The organism is Cribrihabitans neustonicus (assembly GCF_048820895.1).
GTDB lineage: Bacteria > Pseudomonadota > Alphaproteobacteria > Rhodobacterales > Rhodobacteraceae > Cribrihabitans_A > Cribrihabitans_A neustonicus.
Genome location: NZ_JBMERQ010000001.1, coordinates 643,063 through 660,814, shown reverse-complemented (window position 1 = coordinate 660,814; position 17,752 = coordinate 643,063). Strand labels below are relative to the sequence as shown.

Genomic DNA, 17,752 nt, shown 5'->3' with positions numbered 1-17,752 from the left:
CTTAGCGTTTTTCGATGTCCGGCGCGTCAACCGCCTTCATGCCGATCACGTGGTAGCCAGCGTCCACATGCAAGTTTTCACCGGTCACCCCGGAGCTGAGATCCGACAGCAGGTAAAGCGCCGACTTGCCGACATCATCAGTGGTCACGTTGCGGCGCAGGGGAGAGTTGTACTCGTTCCACTTCATGATGTAGCGGAAGTCGCCGATGCCCGAGGCGGCCAGCGTCTTGATTGGCCCGGCGGAGATCGCATTGACACGGATGCCGTCCTTGCCCAGGTCCTCGGCCAGGTATTTGACCGACGCTTCCAGCGCCGCCTTGGCGACGCCCATCACATTGTAATGCGGCATAACCTGCTCTGCGCCGTAATAGGTCAGGGTGAGCATCGAGCCGCCTTCGCTCATCAGCTTCTCGGCGCGATTGGCAACGGCGGTGAAGGAGAACACGGAAATGTCCATGGTCATCTGGAAGTTCGAGCGGCTGGTGTCGACATAGCGGCCGCGCAGCTCGTTCTTGTCGGAGAAGCCGATGGCATGCACCACGAAGTCCAGCTTGCCCCATTTCTCCTCAAGGCCGGCGAAAAGCGCGTCGATCGAGGCCTCGTCGGAGACGTCACACGGCAGAACAATTTCGCTGCCCAGTTGCGCCGCCAGCGGATCGACCCGCTTCTTCAGTGCCTCGCCCTGATAGGAAAAGGCGAGTTCGGCCCCGGCATCGGCGCAGGCCTTGGCAATGCCCCATGCGATGGATTTGTCGTTGGCCAGGCCCATGATGAGGCCGCGCTTACCGGCCATCAGTTGACTAGACATGCAGGTTCTCCGCCTGTGATCTGTTAATTATGCGACCTTTAGTATGCCCCGCGCCGCGCATCAAGAGCGCACGCCCTTGTGGCGGTGGCTGAAGCTGCATAACTTCCCCCCCGAACAGTGAAATGCCCGCCAGGAGGTGCCCCATGTCCGACCGCTCCGGAATCTTTGCAGGCGAGGACCCCTTTGCCATTGCGCGCGCCTGGCTGGCAGAAGCGGAAAACAGCGAGCCGAATGATCCCAATGCCATTGCCCTCGCGACGGTGGATGCGGACGGGCTGCCGAATGCCCGCATGGTGCTCCTGAAGGAGATCGAGGACGGTGCCTTTGTCTTCTTCACCAACTACGAAAGCGCCAAGGCGCAAGAGCTTGAGGCGACCGGCAAGGCGGCTTTTGTGATGCATTGGAAATCGCTGCGCCGCCAGATCCGCGTGCGCGGCACGGTGAGCCGCGAGGACGGGCCGCAGGCCGATGAATATTTCCGCTCGCGCTCGCTCAAGAGCCGCCTCGGCGCGTGGGCTTCCCGCCAGTCGCAGCCCCTGGCCAGCCGTGGCGCCCTGATGGCCGAGGTCGCCAAGGTGACCGCGCAGCAGGGCCCGAACCCGGACCGCCCGCCGTTCTGGGGCGGTTACCGGATCGTGCCGCTGGAGATCGAATTCTGGGCCGATGGCGCCTTCCGCCTGCATGACCGGTTCCGCTGGCGCCGAGAAAACCCAAATGCGCGTTGGGAAATTGTCCGCCTCAACCCCTGATTGCCCGATTGGGATTTTTGACCCAGCGTCAATATAAGATTTGCGACAATGGTAAAATTTAATACTTGAACTCAATAACTGAAATCGCGCATCAGTTTATGACTATAATAAAAAACGCAGTGGGAAGAGTTTCGTGGCAGAAGATCTGAGCAGCTTGCAGCGGGTTCAGGGGCTCGTGAAGTGGTTCGACCCGGCCAAGGGCTACGGCTTTGTCGTGTCTGACGAGGGCGGCCCCGACATTCTTTTGCACGTGAACGTGTTGCGCAACTTCGGCCAAAGCTCCGTGGCGGACGGCGTTCGGATTGAAGTGGTTACCCAGGAAACCGGCCGCGGCGTGCAGGCGGTCGAGGTGCTGTCGATCGCGCCGCCCGAACGGGACGAGACGCCGGTGCTGAGCGATTTCGCCAACCTCGACATGGGCACAGTACAGAGCAAGCCGCTGGAGCCGGCCCGGGTCAAGTGGTTCGACAAGGGCAAGGGATTCGGTTTCGCCAATGTGTTCGGCCGCAGCGAGGATGTGTTCCTGCATGTCGAGGTTCTGCGTCAGTCCGGGCTGGCAGACCTGCAGCCGGGCGAGGCGCTGTCGATGCGGGTGATCGACGGCAAACGCGGCCGTATGGCGGTTGAGGTGCTGGCCTGGGAGGCGGCGCTGCTGCCTTCCGAGCAGGACTGACGCCGTGCGGCGGCTGAGCTTGACAGCTCTGGCCGGCGCAATATTTCTGACTGCCGACGCTGCCGCGGCGGAATGCCGGCCCGATCGCGTGGATTTACGCGGGGATTGGGGGCAGGCGGCTTTCACGGTTGAACTCGCCGACAGCGAAGAAGAGCGCGCCCGCGGGCTGATGTTCCGCGAAACCCTGCCTGAAGGTGCGGGGATGCTGTTTGTCTACGACGCGCCGCAGCCTGCGGCCTTCTGGATGAAGAACACGCTGATCCCGCTGGATATCATCTTTCTCGATGCGAATGGCACTGTCACCTTGGTGCATGAGAACGCTGTGCCGGGCGATCTGACACCGATTTCCGGCGGCGGCGAAGTTTTCGCGGTGCTGGAAATCAACGGCGGGCTGGCCCGGCGCCATGGCATTGCCAAGGGCAGCCAGCTACGGCACCCGGTTTTTTCGCAAGAAACAGCGGTTTGGCCCTGTTAGGGCTTTTCAAATCAGATTTGCGGCGATAGGAAGGCGCACGGTCCGGGGCGTGGCGCAGTCTGGTAGCGCACCTGTTTTGGGTACAGGGGGTCGTGAGTTCGAATCTCGCCGCCCCGACCACTTTCCACTCAGAGTTTCTTTGATTTGCGCCTGCGGGCGGGCATGGTTGACGGCTGCGTTCGTGAATTTTGCACATTAACCCTTTCTCAACCCTTTGCCGCGAACAGGCATCATCTGCCGGCCTTGCTGCAGCGGCAGAATGTTTCAAGCTAGAAAAAAACTTGGTGACGATGCAAAGAAGCCGCATGTGGATGATTTGCGCTGGCAGCCGCCGTGCTGGTCTGCCAGCAACAGCTCTGACCGGTCGCAAACCTTTACCTTTCCGTAAGAAATTAGAAGGGAAGCCGTCAGTGTTGTGCGCCGCCGCCCCATTAAAGGCTGTGGATGAATCAAACCGTCCGGCACGGCCCGGTAAGGCCTCGGGAGCGTCAACAGGAAAGATCGGGTGTCAGCCCGAAAATTTGCATTGACCACTTGTGTCCGAATACGTCAAATTGTGTTCACCGGTTGCGCTGACACCAGATATTGTAGATCAGGAGCCAGAAGCAACAACGCCGGAACATTGCTAACAGGTTTGTAACAGGCCGGTGAGGGCCGCGGCAGTGCGCGGGGTTGCACAGTGCGATGACGCATTCGGGACGGCCGGCGGCGGGTGCAGGGGCGCATCCGGCAAGTGAGATGCAGCTTGAGAAGGGGCAGGGCATGAAGATCGAACGGAAATACACGAAACCCGGGCAGGACGCCTATGCCGGGCTGGCTTTTGCCAAGACGGCCTCGGAGATCCGCAACCCCGACGGGACCATCGTTTTCCGCCTCGACAACATCGAAGTGCCCGCCACCTGGAGCCAGGTCGCCAGCGATGTGATCGCGCAGAAATACTTCCGCAAGGCGGGCGTTCCGTCGCGGCTCAAGAAGGTGCGCGAGAAGGGCGTGCCCGAGTTCCTGTGGCGCGCAGTGCCCGACGAGGGCGCGGAAATGGGCGGCGAGACCTCCTCCAAGCAGGTGTTCGACCGGCTGGCGGGCGCCTGGGCCTATTGGGGCTGGAAGGGCGGCTATTTCACCAGCGAGGAAGACGCCCGCGCCTATTATGACGAGATGCGCTTCATGCTCGCGACCCAGCGCGCGGCACCGAACTCGCCGCAGTGGTTCAACACCGGGCTGCACTGGGCCTACGGCATCGACGGCCCGGCGCAGGGGCACCACTATGTCGACTACAAAACCGGCAAGCTGACCAAATCCGCCTCTGCCTACGAGCACCCGCAGCCGCACGCCTGCTTCATCCAGTCGGTGAGCGATGACCTGGTGCAGGATGGCGGCATCATGGATCTTTGGGTGCGCGAGGCGCGGCTGTTCAAATACGGCTCCGGCACCGGCACGAACTTTTCCCACCTGCGCGCCGAGGGTGAGGCACTGTCCGGCGGCGGCAAGTCCTCCGGCCTGATGGGCTTTTTGAAGATCGGCGACCGCGCGGCGGGCGCAATCAAATCGGGCGGGACAACCCGTCGGGCAGCAAAAATGGTGATCGTCGACGCCGATCACCCCGATATTGAGCAATTCATCGACTGGAAGGTGATCGAGGAGCAGAAGGTCGCCTCCATCGTCGCGGGTTCCAAGATGCACGAGAAGATGCTGAACGGTATCTTCGAGGCGATCCGCGGCTGGGACGGCGCCGAGGCGGATGCCTATGACCCGGCGGTGAACAGCAGGCTGAAGGCGGCGGTGCGCGAGGCCAAGAAGGTCGCGATCCCGGAGACCTACATCAAGCGGGTGCTGGACTACGCCAAGCAGGGCCATACCTCGATCGAGTTCCCGACCTATGACACCGACTGGGACAGCGAGGCCTACAGCTCGGTTTCGGGCCAAAACTCCAACAACTCGATCCGCGTCACCAATGCTTTCCTGCATGCGGTCGAAAAAGACGCCGACTGGGAGCTGATCAACCGCACCGACGGCCGCGTTGCCAAGGTGGTGCGGGCGCGTGACCTGTGGGAGAAGGTGGGCCACGCCGCCTGGGCCTGCGCCGATCCGGGCATCCAGTTCCACGACACAGTGAACGAGTGGCACACCTGCCCGGCAGATGGCGAGATCCGCGGCTCGAACCCCTGTTCCGAGTACATGTTCCTCGACGACACCGCCTGCAACCTGGCGTCGCTGAACCTGCTCACCTTCCTCGAGGACGGCAAATTCCAGGCCGATGACTTCATGCACGCCTGCCGCTTGTGGACGGTGACGCTGGAAATCTCGGTGATGATGGCGCAGTTCCCCTCGAAGGAAATCGCGCAGCGTTCCTACGATTTCCGCACCCTGGGCCTGGGCTATGCCAATATCGGCGGCCTCCTGATGAACATGGGCTACAGCTACGACAGCGACGAGGGCCGCTCCCTGTGCGGCGCGCTGTCGGCGCTGATGACCGGCATCGCCTATGCCACCTCGGCCGAAATGGCGGCGGAGCTGGGCGCCTTCCCCGGGTATGCCAAGAACGCCGAGCACATGCTGCGGGTGATCCGCAACCACCGCACCGCCGCGCGCGGGCTGGAGGAGGGCTACGAGCAGCTCTCGGTGAAGCCGGTGCCGCTCGACATTGCCAATTGCGCCGACCCGCTGCTGGCAGGCCTTGCCGCCGGTGCCTGGGACGAAGCGCTGGAGCTGGGCGAAAAGTACGGCTACCGCAACGCCCAGACCACGGTGATTGCCCCGACCGGCACCATCGGCCTGGTGATGGACTGCGACACCACCGGTATCGAGCCGGACTTCGCGCTGGTGAAGTTCAAGAAGCTGGCCGGCGGCGGCTACTTCAAGATCATCAACCGCTCGGTGCCCTCGGCGCTTGAAGGGCTGGGCTATTCCTCGGCCGAGATCGCCGATATTGTCTCCTACGCGGTGGGCCATGGCAGCATCGCCAATGCGCCCGCGATCAACCACACCTCGCTGGCGGGGCACGGGTTTGGCCCGGCCGAGATTGCCAAGATCGACGCCGCGCTGGAATCCGCCTTCGACGTGCGCTTTGTCTTCAACCAGTGGACCTTGGGCGAGGATTTCTGCACCGGCGTGCTCGGCATCCCGGGGCCGAAGCTGAACGATCCGACCTTCGACCTGCTGCGCCACCTCGGCTTCACCAAGGCCGATATTGAGGCGGCAAACGACCACGTCTGCGGAACCATGACGCTCGAGGGCGCGCCGCATCTGAAGGAAGAGCATTACGCGATCTTCGACTGCGCCAACCCCTGCGGCAAGAAGGGCACCCGCTACCTCAGCGTGGACAGCCACATCCGCATGATGGCGGCAGCGCAGAGCTTCATCTCGGGCGCGATCTCCAAGACCATCAACATGCCGAACTCGGCCACCATCGAGGATTGCCAGAACGCCTATGAGCTGAGCTGGAGCCTCGGCATCAAGGCCAATGCGCTTTACCGCGACGGCTCCAAGCTGAGCCAGCCGCTGGCGGCCGCCCTGGTCGAGGATGACGACGAGGCCGCCGAGGTGCTGGAAAGCGGCTCGCAGCAGGAAAAGGCCGCCGTGCTGGCGGAAAAGATCATCGAGAAGGTGGTGGTGAAGGAGCTGGTGCGCAGCCATCGCACCAAGATGCCGCACCGCCGCAAGGGCTACACCCAGAAGGCGGTGGTCGGCGGCCACAAGGTTTACCTGCGCACCGGCGAGTACGAAGACGGCACCCTGGGCGAGATCTTCATCGACATGCACAAGGAGGGCGCAGGCTTCCGGGCGATGATGAACAACTTCGCCATCGCGGTTTCCGTCGGCCTGCAATACGGCGTGCCGCTGGAGGAGTTCGTCGACGCATTCACCTTCACCAAGTTCGAGCCCGCAGGCATGGTCCAGGGCAACGACTCGATCAAGAACGCGACCTCTATCCTTGACTACGTGTTCCGCGAGCTGGCGGTTTCCTACCTCGACCGCACCGATTTGGCCCATGTAAAGCCGGAAGGCGCCACTTTCGACGATCTTGGCCGCGGCGAGGAGGAGGGTGTCTCCAACCTCACCGAGCTGAGCGAGAGCGCGGCCAGCCGCTCGCTGGAAGTGCTGAAGCAGATCTCCTCCACCGGCTACCTGCGCAAGCGGCTGCCGCAGGAACTGGTAGTGCTGCAAGGCGGCCAGGGTGATGTCACTGCGCTTGGCACCGGCACAGATCCGGTCCGGGCGCTGCAGACGCTGGTCCCGGAGACATCCGAGCAGTCATCGGCGCAAAGCTCCGCCGGCATGGACGCGCGCGTGAAAGCAAAGATGCAAGGCTACGAAGGCGAGGCTTGCGGCGAATGCGGCAACTACACGCTGGTGCGCAACGGCACCTGCATGAAGTGCAATACCTGCGGCGGCACATCCGGCTGCAGCTGAAGAATCTGGAGCGGGTGCGCCCGCTCTGAACACCGGGAAGGCCCAGGCAAGAAAACACTCGGGCAGTCAATGAAGGAGCCCGACCGGTGCTCAACTGGCCCCCTCCGGATCGGAGGGGGCCTTTTTCTTTTCTAGGGTACGGGCAATGCCCGTTCAGGCCGGCAGGTGGATGTTGAAGCGCGCGCGGATCGCCGCGTCGGTTTCCGCGTCGAACCGCGCCACCGCGCGTTCGGACAGGATGCGCTCCTTGCGGGCGACCGCTTTGGCGACCAGGTCAGGCTTGTCGCGCTCAGCCCATTCCTTGGGTGAAGTCCGGTCGCCAAGCGACGGATAAACATAGTCAACCTGCATCCGGCCCAGGGTCTGACCGGTGCCCAGGTAATGACCGCTGCCGCCAAGGCAGACCTCGGCGATCTGGTCCACCGCGAGGGTCTCCTCCGTCACTTCAATGCCGCGCACGCAGCGCAGCGCCTGGCCGATGATGTCATCCGCAAGGATCAGAGACTCGTGGCAGAAACCAAGCAGCGAGGAATGCATGCCCGCGGCTTCGTAGATCATGTTGAGCCCGGACAGCCCCGCCATCACGTTGGAGCACATCTGCTCCCAGCCCGCCTGCATGTCCGGCAGCTTGGCGTCCGAGGCGCCCGCCGCGGCGCCGCCGGGCAGGTCGTAGAAATGATGCATCTGGGCGCAGCCCGCACTGAGCAGGGCCTGCTCGCCGGAGCCCACGGACATCGCCCCGGTCCGCAGGTCCAGCCCGAAAGGCCAGGTGCCAAAGATCGCAGGCGCGCCGGGCTTCACGGCGTTTACGTAGACCAGCCCGGCGAGGCATTCGGCGGTGGCCTGCACGATCGCGCCGGCAATGGTCGAAGGCGCGGTGGCCCCCGCCATGCCCGCCGACAGCAGGAGCACCGGCATGCCGCCCTTGATGCATTCCTCCATCACCTGGCAGGATTCAGTAGCAAACTTCATCGGCGGCACGACAAAGCAGTTGGAGTTCGACACGAAGGGCCGTTCCCGCCACTTGTCCTCGCCGCCCGCGATCATGTGCAGCATTTCCAGCGCGTCGCGCACATAGCTTGGATCGGTGAAGGAGGTGCCGACATGTTTGGTGGTGCCCGAACAGGCGGCATAGATCGTGTTCAGGTCCATCTCGCGGTTGTCGGCGATGTCGCGGCAGACCATCGGCCGCTGCACGAAGTGGATGTTGTCGAGCTGGTCGCAGATCCGGGCAGCGTCATGCAGGTCCTGCACCGTGGAGTCGCGGTAATTGCGCCCCTCCGCATCGACCATATGCACCGCAGCCCCGGCGGTGCCGTAGTGCACGCGCGTGCCCGAAAGCTCCAGATCCATGCGCCCGTCGCGGCTGAACAGCGTGACCGAGCGGTTGGCCTTGGCAATGGTGTCCTCGACCAGCGTGCGGGGGAAGCGGATACGGCCGTCGGCGCCGAGGGTGCAGCCCGCGGCGGTGAGGTACGCGATGCCGCTTTCCGGCGCATCAGCCAGGCCGATGCGCTCCAGCGCCTCGAGCGCTGCGGCGTGGATCTTTTCCATGTCGGATTGCGACAGGAGTTTGAGGGAGCCGCCCTCCTGGCCGGGGCGGACGGCGCGCAGATGATCGGGCAGGGCGGCGGCGCGGGCGGCCCGGCGTGCGTTGCGTCCACCGCTGCGGGCGGTGCGGGCGGTCTGTGCAGTCTGGTTCATGCTAAGTCTCTGATTTTCAAGTGAGGTGGAAGGCGGAAAGCGTCCCCCTCAGACCGGCCGCCCCCGGGCAGCACGGCCGCGCGCCGCTCCGATGGTGCGGTAGACCAGGCTGACTGAACAGCGCTCACCCTGCATGCGGCCCCTCCTCCGGTTTGCAATAGAGTGGCATTTGGGCGGTGCGATTCTATCGCGTTCGCGACCTCAATGAAAAAAGCGACATCTTTTTCATGCCCCATCGGAGCTGCGCCCACTGCTGCAGGTTTTTGTCATTTTGCCGCGCCCCGGTTAATTTTGGATAAAATGCAAGGCAGCTTGCCGAGCGGCGGGGGAATTCCTTTGGCACTGCGGCGGCTGCGGTGGCACAGTGCCGGGAACGAAATATTAAGACTTGCCGGCGAGACTGGCGGTCCAGGGATGGCGCGCAGAAACGGCGTGCACAGTAAAGGCAAAGCCACATGCCAGCAGCTTGGAAAATCCGACCTCTCCTGACCGCTGCCGCGGCCTTCGCCTGCCTCGCCGTTCCTTCCCATGCCAGCGACTGGAGCCGGCCGCTGTTCTCTTTCGCAAACTCCAGAGAGGCTGCCGCTGCGAATCACGCGCCTCGTGGCACGCCAGTGCGCGGTGCCGCGGAGGCCGCTACTCTGCGGCTGGACTACGACCGTGACTTCGGGAGCCTCGTGCTCGGGGGTATGGTCGCGCTTACTCAGGACGGGCCCTTGGCCCGCGCTCTCGAAGCCGAAGAAACCCGCCAGCTGCGCGCCCGGGCCGGGTACGACTTCGGCCCGGCGCTTGGCTATGTCACCCTAGGACGGGTGGAGGCAGACACGCGCGCCGGGCGCAGCAGCGGGCCCGTGCTGGGGCTGGGCATGCGGGTTTCGCTCAACCGCGCATTGCAACTCACCGGGGAGCTTCTGCACCATCAGGCCGGGCCGTCCAGCGGCTCATCTGCTTCACAGGGCGAAACCCTGTCGCTGGGCGCCGCGTTTCGGTTTTAGCGGTGCTAGTTGGGTGCGCGGCGCGGGTTTTTCAATGGCCGGCGCGGAACTCCGGAACCGGTGACTGGCGGAAAAATGCAGACGCGATAGGCGTTTCGGCAAATCACTGCCAAAATCCAAGGGCTGGTTCATGCCGCCTCTGGAAATCCCGGCGCCAAGACCTTTTGTACCCTCCACCGGCGCAGAGAATGCGCTGGCACTGCAAAAGGAGAAGTCTAAATGACTCGTTTCGTAGCTATGACAGCCATCGCCGCCGCAATGGGCAGTGCGGCATTTGCCGGCAATCTGAGTGAACCGGTCGTGGAACCGGCGCCCGCGCCGGCCCCGGTTCCGGTGGTCGATTATGGTGGGGACTGGACCGGTTTCTATCTGGGTGGCCAGGTTGGCCAGCTTGATGCCGACGCCGACAACGGCCTCTCGGGCGACGACACCGCCTATGGTATCCACGGCGGTTACAACCACGACTTCGGCCGTTTTGTGCTGGGTGGTGAAATCGAACATGACGAGACCGACGTGGACATTGGCGGCGGCGTCGCGAACGTCGACTCCGTGACCCGCGGCAAGGTCAAGGCCGGTTATGACTTCGGCCCCGTGCTGGGTTACGTGACCGCTGGTGTGGCGGAAGCACAGACCTCGATCGGCGACGAGACCGGCGAATTCTACGGCCTGGGCCTCGCCTACAAGGTCAACGACCAGTGGAGCGTCGGCGGCGAAGTCCTCGAGCATGACTTCGACGAATTCGGCAATTCCGGTGTTGGCGGAGAGGCGACCTCTGTCGCGGTGCGCGCCTCCTTCCACTTCTAAGCCCGCCGGGGGCTTCGGCGCGGGCCGCCTGTTAGCGCGGCCGCGCCCCAAGGCCGTTCCGGCTGTCCCGTTGGCCGGGACAGCCCGGGCGGCCTTTCCATTTGCCAGGTACCCGGATCTTGCGGATCTTTCCCTGCATCATGCGCACGGCAGGCTTGGCGGAGCGCAAAACCCGTGCTATCCAGCCTGCATGAAACAGAACCCCATCGCGATGATCTGCTGCATTACCTGCTGACATATCAGCGGGCCGGTTTCTGTCGTTTCCATTTTCCTGACAAGTTGCTAAGCCCGCGCTGCGCGTGAAGGGAGCGCCGGTCCGCGTGGGCCGGGCATGTGAAAGGACCGGGCATGGACACCAAGGATATCGCGATCAGGCTGCACAACACAAAGACACGGACGCGGGAGGTCTTTCAGCCGATCGACGCCAGCAATGTGCGGATGTATGTCTGCGGTCCTACTGTCTATGACCGGGCGCATCTGGGCAACGCGCGCCCGGTGGTGGTCTTTGACGTTCTGTTCCGGCTGTTGCGCAACGTTTACGGCGATGAGGCAGTGACTTACGTGCGGAACTTCACCGACGTGGACGACAAGATCAACGCCCGCGCCGCCGAAACCGGCCGTCCCATCGGCGATATCACCGCCGAGACCACCGCCTGGTTCCTGGAGGATATGGGCGAGCTGGGCGCGCTGGAGCCAACCCATATGCCGCGCGCAACCCAATACATCCCGCAGATGGTGGCAATGATCGAAGACCTGATCGGAAAGGGCCACGCCTACGCCGCCGACGGCCACGTGCTCTTTGCGGTGGACAGCTGGAAGGCGCACTACGGCAAGCTTTCGGGCCGTTCGGTCGATGACATGATCGCGGGCGCCCGGGTTGAGGTTGCCCCTTACAAAAAGAACCCGATGGACTTCGTGCTGTGGAAGCCTTCAAGTGACGACCTGCCAGGCTGGGACAGCCCTTGGGGCCGCGGACGGCCCGGGTGGCACATCGAGTGCTCGGCGATGTCCCACGAGCTTCTGGGCGAAACCTTCGACATCCACGGCGGCGGCAACGACCTGATGTTCCCGCATCATGAGAACGAAATCGCGCAAAGCTGCTGCGCAAATGGCGACGACAGCTTTGCGAAGGTATGGCTGCACAATGAGATGCTGCAGGTCGAGGGCAAGAAGATGTCCAAGTCGCTGGGCAACTTCTTCACCGTTCGGGACCTGCTGGACCAAGGCTATCCAGGCGAGGTGATCCGGTTTGTGTTCCTGCATACCCACTACCGCAAGCCGATGGACTGGACCGTCAAAAAGGCCAGGGACGCTGAGGCCACGCTGCGCAAGTGGCGGGCGCTGACCGCGGGCATCGAGCCCGCGTCCAGCGCTGCTGCCGCGGTTCTGGAGGCGCTGGCGGATGACCTCAACACCGCAGGCGCCATTGCCGAACTGCACAAGCTCGCCGCGGCGGGCGAGGCAGCGGAGCTGCTCGCCTCGGCACAGATGCTGGGGCTTTTGACCGATGAGATGGGTGCATGGGCGGAGGCGCCGGTGGCTGACCTGTCTCTTCATGAGGACCGGCTCTTCCAAGCTCGCGAGGCGGCGATGCAGAGCAAGGATTTTTCGGAAGTGGACCGGCTGAAAGAGGCTTATGTTCAGGCCGGTCTCGAGGTGCGGATGAGCAAGACCGGTGTTGAACTGGTGCCAGGCGCCGGTTTCGATGCTGCGAAGCTGGAGGCATTGTGATGGCTGGATGCAATCAACACTGGGCAGTGCCCGGCCGCGGGTGGGCGAGAAGCGCCCGCCCGTTTTGCCGAAGGCAAACCTTTGGTTTGACGGGGCGGCCGGGCGCTGCCCGTGCCGCAAGCGCCGCGGGCGGAAGGAAACATTCATGACCCGCGAGCGCCTCTACCTCTACGACACCACCCTGCGCGACGGGCAGCAGACGCAGGGCGTCCAATTCTCCACCGCAGAGAAGATGAAGATTGCCCGCGCGCTTGACGATTTGGGCGTCGATTACATCGAAGGCGGCTGGCCCGGGGCGAACCCGACCGACAGCGCGTTTTTCTCCGAGGCGCCGCAGACGCGGGCGCGGCTCACCGCATTTGGCATGACCAAGCGGGCCGGGCGCTCGGCTGCCAATGACGATGTTCTGGCGGCGGTGATGAACGCGGGCACCGGCACCGTCTGCTTGGTGGGGAAGAGCCATGACTACCACGTGACCCACGCCCTGGGGATCGCGCTTGTGGAGAACCTCGAGAACATCCGAGCCTCGGTCGCCCACGTGGTGGCGGCGGGGCGAGAGGCGCTGTTTGACGCCGAGCATTTCTTCGACGGTTACCGCGAAAATCCGGACTACGCGCTGGCCGCCTGCCGCGCTGCGCTGGAAGCGGGGGCACGCTGGGTGGTGCTCTGCGACACCAACGGCGGCGCGCTGCCGTCGCAGGTCTCCCGTGTCGTGAGCAAGGTCATCGAGGCCGGAATTCCGGGTGAAAAACTTGGCATACATACCCATAATGACACGGAAAATGCCGTTGCCTGTTCGCTTGCTGCGATCGAGGCCGGGGCGCGGCAGATTCAGGGCACGCTGAACGGGCTGGGCGAGCGCTGCGGCAATGCCAATCTCACCGCGCTGATCCCGACGCTTCTGCTGAAGGAGCCGTACGCCAGCCGCTTCGAGACTGGCGTGAGCCTTGAGGCGCTGGCGGGGCTGACCCGGGTAAGCCGGATGCTTGACGATATCCTGAACCGGGTGCCGCAGCGCCAGGCGGCTTATGTCGGCGCCTCGGCCTTTGCACACAAGGCAGGACTGCATGCCAGCGCGATTCTGAAGGACCCGTCGACCTACGAGCACATCAATCCGGGCGTCGTTGGCAATGCGCGCATCATCCCGATGTCGAACCAGGCGGGCCAGTCGAACCTGCGCAAGCGGCTCACCGATGCCGGGCTGACCGTGGCCAAAGGCGACCCGGCGCTCGCGCGTATCCTCGAGCGGATCAAGGCGCGTGAGGCGGAAGGCTATTCTTACGACACCGCGCAGGCCTCGTTCGAGCTCCTGGCGCGGGATGAGCTGGGCCAGCTGCATGATCTCTTTGAGGTAAAGCGCTACAAGGTCACGGTTGAGCGGCGCAAAAACAAGTACAACCGCATGGTGAGCCTTTCGGAAGCGGTTGTGGTTGTGAAGGTCGATGGCGAAAAGCGCCTCTCGGTCAGCGAGTCGCTGGATGAGACCGGCAGCGACCGCGGGCCGGTCAACGCGCTCGCCAAGGCGCTGATCAAGGACTTGGGGCGCTATTCGGCGCAGCTTGAGGATATGCGGCTGGTCGACTTCAAGGTGCGCATCACTCAGGGCGGCACCGAGGCGGTGACCCGTGTTATCATCGACAGCGAGGACGGCAAAGGCCGCCGCTGGTCCACGGTTGGCGTGAGCGCGAACATAATCGACGCGTCCTTCGAGGCGCTCTTGGATGCGATCCGCTGGAAGCTAATCCATGACGGTGCGGCCGGGCAGGCGGATGCAGTTTGACGACGACCTGACCGCCTGCGCGGAGCTGGTGCAGAAGGGGGATCCGGACCGCTTCCTGGCCACGATGGCGGCGCCGCCTGCGGCGCGGCCGCTGCTGTTTGCGCTTTATGCCTTCAACGTGGAGCTCGCCCGTGCGCCTTGGGCCAGCCAGGAAAGCATGATCGCCGAGATGCGGGTGCAGTGGTGGCGCGACGTGGGTGCGGAGATCGCGGCTGGCAAGCCGGTACGCCGTCATTTCGTCGCGACCCCGTTGGGGGGGCTGTTGAAGCCGGAGTTTGCCCGTCTGATCGACGGCATGGCCGAAGCGCGGCGCTGGGACATCTATCGTGACTCATTCGAGGACGCTGCGGCGTTTGATGCCTATATCGACGCCACCGCCGGGTCGCTGATGTGGATGGCGGCGGGCTCGCTGGGAGAGGCCGATGAGGCCGTGGTGCGCGATTTTGCCTATGGGGCCGGCATCGCCAACTGGCTGCGCGCCATCCCCGAGCTGGAGCGCAGCAACCGTATCCCTTTGGTTGAAGGCACGCCGGAGGCGGTGCAGGCGCTGGCCCGGCGCGGGCTGGAGCGGCTGGAAGGCGCACGGGCCGCGGGCGGCAAGGTCTCGCGCGAGGCCGGAGTAGCGCTGCTGGCCGGCTGGCAGGCCGGGGCGATCCTGCGGCAGGCCATCCGGCAGCCCGAGCGGGTGGTGCAGGGCGCCTTGGGCCAGAGCGAGTTCCGCAAGCGCAGCGGCCTGATGTGGCGCGCGGCGCTGGGGCGGTGGTAGTGCCACAACCCATGTAAAGCGGGAAGGGCCGCGCCCGAGCCTGGGAGGGCGTGCGCGACTTCCGTGTGGGCCGGTTTGTCTCTGAAAGGAGCACCGTTTGATCGTGTCGGGAGGTTGCAAGGCGCCCTCCCGGGGGGAGGGTCGGGCGCGGCCCGGCCTTCGGCCGGGCTGGATGGTCGAAAAGAAGCGCGTGTGCGCTTACGCCTCCCGCGGCCGCAGCACCAGCCACAGCAGCGCGCCGCCCGCCAGCACCAGGAAAGGCGCCATCGCCATGTTGACCGCATTCCAGCCGTCCACCGGGTTGCCGCCGGAACAGTTCATCAGCCCGCCCGAGGCAAGCGAGGCCACGGTCACACCGCCAAACACCAGGAGATCGTTGAGCCCCTGCATCCGCCCGCGCTCATGCGCCTCATGCGCGCCCGCAAGCATGGTGGTCGCGCCGATGAAGCCGAAGTTCCAGCCGACACCCAAGACCACGAGAGCCACGAAGAAATTGCCAAGCTCCACGCCTTGCAGCGCCACAGCTCCAGCTCCGGCAAGGATCACCAGACCGGCGGCGACGATCTTCTCCACCCCGAAGCGGGCAATCAGATGGCCGGTGAAGAACGACGGCACATACATCGCCAGCACGTGCGAGGTCACTACATCCGCGGCCCGGCCCTCGGAGTAGCCGCAGCCGACCACCGCCAGCGGGGTCGAGGTCATCACCAGGTTCATCAGCGCATAGGACACCATCGCGCAGATCACCGCGACGGCAATCACCGGTGTCTTCAGCAGCTCGCCCCGGCTGCGGCCGCGCGGTGCATCGACCGCAGGCGCGGGCGGTTTTGGAATGTCGAGAAACAGGAACAGCGCTGCCCCCAGCACGTTCACCGCAATTACCGCCAGATAGGTGCCAAGGAAGGGGATCACGAAGGTCTGGCTTGTCGCCTTCACCAGCTGCGGGCCGATTATGGCCGCAGCGAGTCCGCCCGCCATCACGTAGGAAATCGCCTTGGGCCGGAACGCTTCGGAGGCGGTGTCGGCGGCAGCAAAACGATAGAAACCATGCGCGCTCATGTAGACGCCGGTGAGCAGGCTGCCTATCAGAAACACCTGGAACGATCCTAGGTAGAGCCCATAGGCCCCGACCAGCCCGCCAATGGCACCAAAAGCGGCCCCCACGAAGAACCCGGCGCGCCGTCCCCAGCGCTGCATGATCGCCGAAATCGGCGTCGCCGCCAGCATCGAGCCGCCCACGATCAGCGAGATCGGCAGGGTGGCGAAACAGGGGTTGGTGGCGAGCGATTGCCCCGCCAGCCCGCCGATGGTGAAGATCATCGGCATCTGCGCGCCCAGGATCGCCTGCGCAAGCACCAGAATCGCGACGTTTTTCTTGGCGACGCTGTCGCTGGGGGTGGTCATGCTCATGGTCATATGGGATGCGTAGCCGCGAATATGACGCGGGGCAAGCCGCCTGCCGCGCTGGAGGGCGCGGCATTTGCAGCCCGCTTTGAGCCTGGAGGCGAGTGACGTGGCGTCAGATCGGCAAGCTTGCGCCCTGGACGTTGGGCGCATCATCACCACCCCGGCCTGTGTCGAGGAGGGCGCGGCCTGGCTTGCGGCTCAGGACGCGCGGTTTGCGCGGGCATTGCAGCTTACCGGACCGCTGCCGCTCCGGCGCAAGCCCGATGGCTTTGCCGAACTGCTGAGCGCAATTGTCAGCCAGCAGGTGAGTGTCGCCTCGGCCAATGCAATCTGGGCAAGGCTGAAGGCGGCGCGCCTCACCGGGCCGCGCAAGATCCTCTGGGCCAGCGACGACGACCTGCGCGCCGCGGGCCTCAGCCGCCAGAAGATCCGCTATGCCCGCGCGCTGGCGGAGGCACAGATTGATTTCAAAGGCTTGCGTGACGCACCTGATGCGAAGGTGATCGCCACACTGGTTGAGGTGCCCGGGATCGGCGCCTGGACGGCAGAGATCTACGCGATGTTCTCATTGGGCCGTGCCGATGTCTTTGCGCCCGGCGACCTCGCCTTGCAAGAAGGCGCGCGGGTGCTGTTCGATCTGCCGGAGCGGCCGCGGGAACGCGCGCTCAGGCAGATGGCCGAGGCCTGGTCGCCTTGGCGGTCGGTTGCAGCGCGCATTCTCTGGGCCTATTACCGGGTGGCGAAGGACAGGGAAGGAATCCGATGACTCGTGTACTCAATGCCGGCCGCAGGGAGCCGGTCTCCGGCCAGACCCGCTCGGTCGTGGTGTTCCTGCATGGCTACGGCGCCAACGGAGCCGATCTGCTGGGCCTTGCCGATCCGCTGGGCGAGCACCTGCCGGATACGCTCTTCGTGGCCCCCGATGCGCCTGAAGCCTGCGCCGGTGCGCCGATGGGCTTCCAGTGGTTCCCGATCCCGTGGATCGACGGCTCCTCCGAGGAGGAGGCGATGCGCGGCATGCAGGCGGCAGTCGAGGATCTGAACGCCTTCCTCGATGCGCTGATGGTCGATGAGGACGTGCTGCCCGAGCAGGTGGTGCTGTTCGGATTCAGCCAAGGCACGATGATGAGTCTGCACGTGGCGCCGCGCCGCGAGGATCCGGTGGCGGGGATCGTGGCATTCTCCGGCCGTCTGCTGAACCCGGATCTGCTGAAGGACGAGGCCATCTCGAAAATGCCGGTGCTGCTGGTGCATGGCGATCAGGACGACGTGGTGCCGGTGCAATCCCTGCCCGAAGCCGCCGAGGCGCTGCAGGAGGCGGGTTTCCAGGATGTGTTCGCCCATATCCAGAAAGGCACTGCCCATGGCATCGCGCCCGACGGCTTGAGCGTGGCGCTGGCGTTCATGCGCGACAAGCTGGGTCTCTGACCCCAATCGGTCGTTCTGCGGA

14 protein-coding genes and 1 tRNA gene are annotated in these 17,752 nt (G+C 64.4%); 12 read left to right on the top strand and 3 right to left on the bottom strand.

Features of this window, described 5'->3' with window-relative positions:
• Nucleotide 1: 1 nt before the first annotated feature.
• A complete protein-coding gene (gene fabI / locus ACOHWE_RS03155; protein ID WP_420664038.1) occupies nucleotides 2–808 on the bottom strand; it encodes an enoyl-ACP reductase FabI in 807 nt (268 codons plus the stop codon).
• Nucleotides 809–951: 143 nt separating this feature from the next.
• Here fabI and pdxH point away from each other — a divergent pair, with 143 nt between their 5' ends.
• The 5 genes from pdxH (at nucleotide 952) to ACOHWE_RS03130 (ending at nucleotide 7,115) form a co-directional block, all read left to right on the top strand.
• Nucleotides 952–1,557: a pyridoxamine 5'-phosphate oxidase gene (gene pdxH / locus ACOHWE_RS03150; RefSeq protein ID WP_420664037.1), complete on the top strand. Its 606-nt coding sequence runs from the start codon at nucleotides 952–954 to the stop codon at nucleotides 1,555–1,557.
• A 133-nt stretch (nucleotides 1,558–1,690) separates the two neighbouring features.
• Nucleotides 1,691–2,230 (top strand): cold-shock protein, encoded by a 540-nt coding sequence (locus ACOHWE_RS03145; protein ID WP_420664035.1) that lies wholly within the window; start codon nucleotides 1,691–1,693, stop codon nucleotides 2,228–2,230.
• Nucleotides 2,231–2,243: 13 nt separating this feature from the next.
• Entirely contained in the window at nucleotides 2,244–2,705 is a 462-nt protein-coding gene (locus ACOHWE_RS03140) for a DUF192 domain-containing protein (protein WP_420664672.1), read from the top strand.
• A 43-nt stretch (nucleotides 2,706–2,748) separates the two neighbouring features.
• Nucleotides 2,749–2,825: transfer RNA gene (locus ACOHWE_RS03135), tRNA-Pro, on the top strand.
• 642 nt (nucleotides 2,826–3,467) lie between these two features.
• On the top strand, nucleotides 3,468–7,115 hold the full coding sequence (locus tag ACOHWE_RS03130; RefSeq protein WP_420664671.1) for a vitamin B12-dependent ribonucleotide reductase: 3,648 nt from the start codon (nucleotides 3,468–3,470) through the stop codon (nucleotides 7,113–7,115).
• Between the two features lie 153 nt (nucleotides 7,116–7,268).
• Here ACOHWE_RS03130 and ACOHWE_RS03125 read toward each other — a convergent pair whose 3' ends face one another.
• On the bottom strand, nucleotides 7,269–8,819 hold the full coding sequence (locus tag ACOHWE_RS03125; RefSeq protein ID WP_420664033.1) for a trimethylamine methyltransferase family protein: 1,551 nt from the start codon (nucleotides 8,817–8,819) through the stop codon (nucleotides 7,269–7,271).
• A gap of 614 nt (nucleotides 8,820–9,433) precedes the next feature.
• On the opposite strand from ACOHWE_RS03125, the gene ACOHWE_RS03120 reads away from it, so the two are divergent.
• From ACOHWE_RS03120 to ACOHWE_RS03100, 5 genes are all read left to right on the top strand, one after another.
• On the top strand, nucleotides 9,434–9,814 hold the full coding sequence (locus ACOHWE_RS03120) for a hypothetical protein (protein WP_420664032.1): 381 nt from the start codon (nucleotides 9,434–9,436) through the stop codon (nucleotides 9,812–9,814).
• A gap of 219 nt (nucleotides 9,815–10,033) precedes the next feature.
• Nucleotides 10,034–10,618 (top strand): outer membrane protein, encoded by a 585-nt coding sequence (locus ACOHWE_RS03115; RefSeq protein ID WP_420664031.1) that lies wholly within the window; start codon nucleotides 10,034–10,036, stop codon nucleotides 10,616–10,618.
• Nucleotides 10,619–10,966: 348 nt separating this feature from the next.
• A complete protein-coding gene (gene cysS, locus ACOHWE_RS03110; protein ID WP_420664030.1) occupies nucleotides 10,967–12,349 on the top strand; it encodes a cysteine--tRNA ligase in 1,383 nt (460 codons plus the stop codon).
• Between the two features lie 145 nt (nucleotides 12,350–12,494).
• Nucleotides 12,495–14,129: a citramalate synthase gene (gene cimA / locus ACOHWE_RS03105; protein WP_420664028.1), complete on the top strand. Its 1,635-nt coding sequence runs from the start codon at nucleotides 12,495–12,497 to the stop codon at nucleotides 14,127–14,129.
• Entirely contained in the window at nucleotides 14,119–14,895 is a 777-nt protein-coding gene (locus ACOHWE_RS03100; RefSeq protein ID WP_420664670.1) for a squalene/phytoene synthase family protein, read from the top strand. The genes cimA and ACOHWE_RS03100 overlap by 11 nt, the downstream gene beginning before the upstream one ends.
• A 198-nt stretch (nucleotides 14,896–15,093) precedes the next feature.
• Here the strand turns inward: ACOHWE_RS03100 and ACOHWE_RS03095 are convergent, their stop codons facing one another.
• Nucleotides 15,094–16,311 carry an MFS transporter gene (locus ACOHWE_RS03095; RefSeq protein WP_420664027.1) on the bottom strand — a complete coding sequence of 406 codons (1,218 nt, stop codon included), beginning with the start codon at nucleotides 16,309–16,311 and terminating at the stop codon, nucleotides 15,094–15,096.
• A 124-nt stretch (nucleotides 16,312–16,435) separates the two neighbouring features.
• On the opposite strand from ACOHWE_RS03095, the gene ACOHWE_RS03090 reads away from it, so the two are divergent.
• Together ACOHWE_RS03090 and ACOHWE_RS03085 are read left to right on the top strand one after the other, a co-directional pair.
• On the top strand, nucleotides 16,436–17,068 hold the full coding sequence (locus ACOHWE_RS03090) for a DNA-3-methyladenine glycosylase family protein (protein ID WP_420664669.1): 633 nt from the start codon (nucleotides 16,436–16,438) through the stop codon (nucleotides 17,066–17,068).
• On the top strand, nucleotides 17,065–17,730 hold the full coding sequence (locus ACOHWE_RS03085) for an alpha/beta hydrolase (RefSeq protein WP_420664025.1): 666 nt from the start codon (nucleotides 17,065–17,067) through the stop codon (nucleotides 17,728–17,730). Before ACOHWE_RS03090 ends, ACOHWE_RS03085 begins: the two co-directional genes overlap by 4 nt.
• Nucleotides 17,731–17,752: the final 22 nt, after the last annotated feature.

What these genes read in the sequence shown, in the direction of transcription:
- fabI (WP_420664038.1), bottom strand. Translation starts at nt 808, where the DNA reads ATGTCTAGTCAACTGATGGCCGGTAAGCGCGGCCTCATCATGGGCCTG.
- pdxH (WP_420664037.1), top strand. Translation starts at nt 952, where the DNA reads ATGTCCGACCGCTCCGGAATCTTTGCAGGCGAGGACCCCTTTGCCATT.
- ACOHWE_RS03115 (WP_420664031.1), top strand. Translation starts at nt 10,034, where the DNA reads ATGACTCGTTTCGTAGCTATGACAGCCATCGCCGCCGCAATGGGCAGT.
- ACOHWE_RS03095 (WP_420664027.1), bottom strand. Translation starts at nt 16,311, where the DNA reads ATGACCATGAGCATGACCACCCCCAGCGACAGCGTCGCCAAGAAAAAC.
- ACOHWE_RS03125 (WP_420664033.1), bottom strand. Translation starts at nt 8,819, where the DNA reads ATGAACCAGACTGCACAGACCGCCCGCACCGCCCGCAGCGGTGGACGC.
- cysS (WP_420664030.1), top strand. Translation starts at nt 10,967, where the DNA reads ATGGACACCAAGGATATCGCGATCAGGCTGCACAACACAAAGACACGG.
- ACOHWE_RS03085 (WP_420664025.1), top strand. Translation starts at nt 17,065, where the DNA reads ATGACTCGTGTACTCAATGCCGGCCGCAGGGAGCCGGTCTCCGGCCAG.
- ACOHWE_RS03130 (WP_420664671.1), top strand. Translation starts at nt 3,468, where the DNA reads ATGAAGATCGAACGGAAATACACGAAACCCGGGCAGGACGCCTATGCC.
- cimA (WP_420664028.1), top strand. Translation starts at nt 12,495, where the DNA reads ATGACCCGCGAGCGCCTCTACCTCTACGACACCACCCTGCGCGACGGG.
- ACOHWE_RS03100 (WP_420664670.1), top strand. Translation starts at nt 14,119, where the DNA reads ATGCAGTTTGACGACGACCTGACCGCCTGCGCGGAGCTGGTGCAGAAG.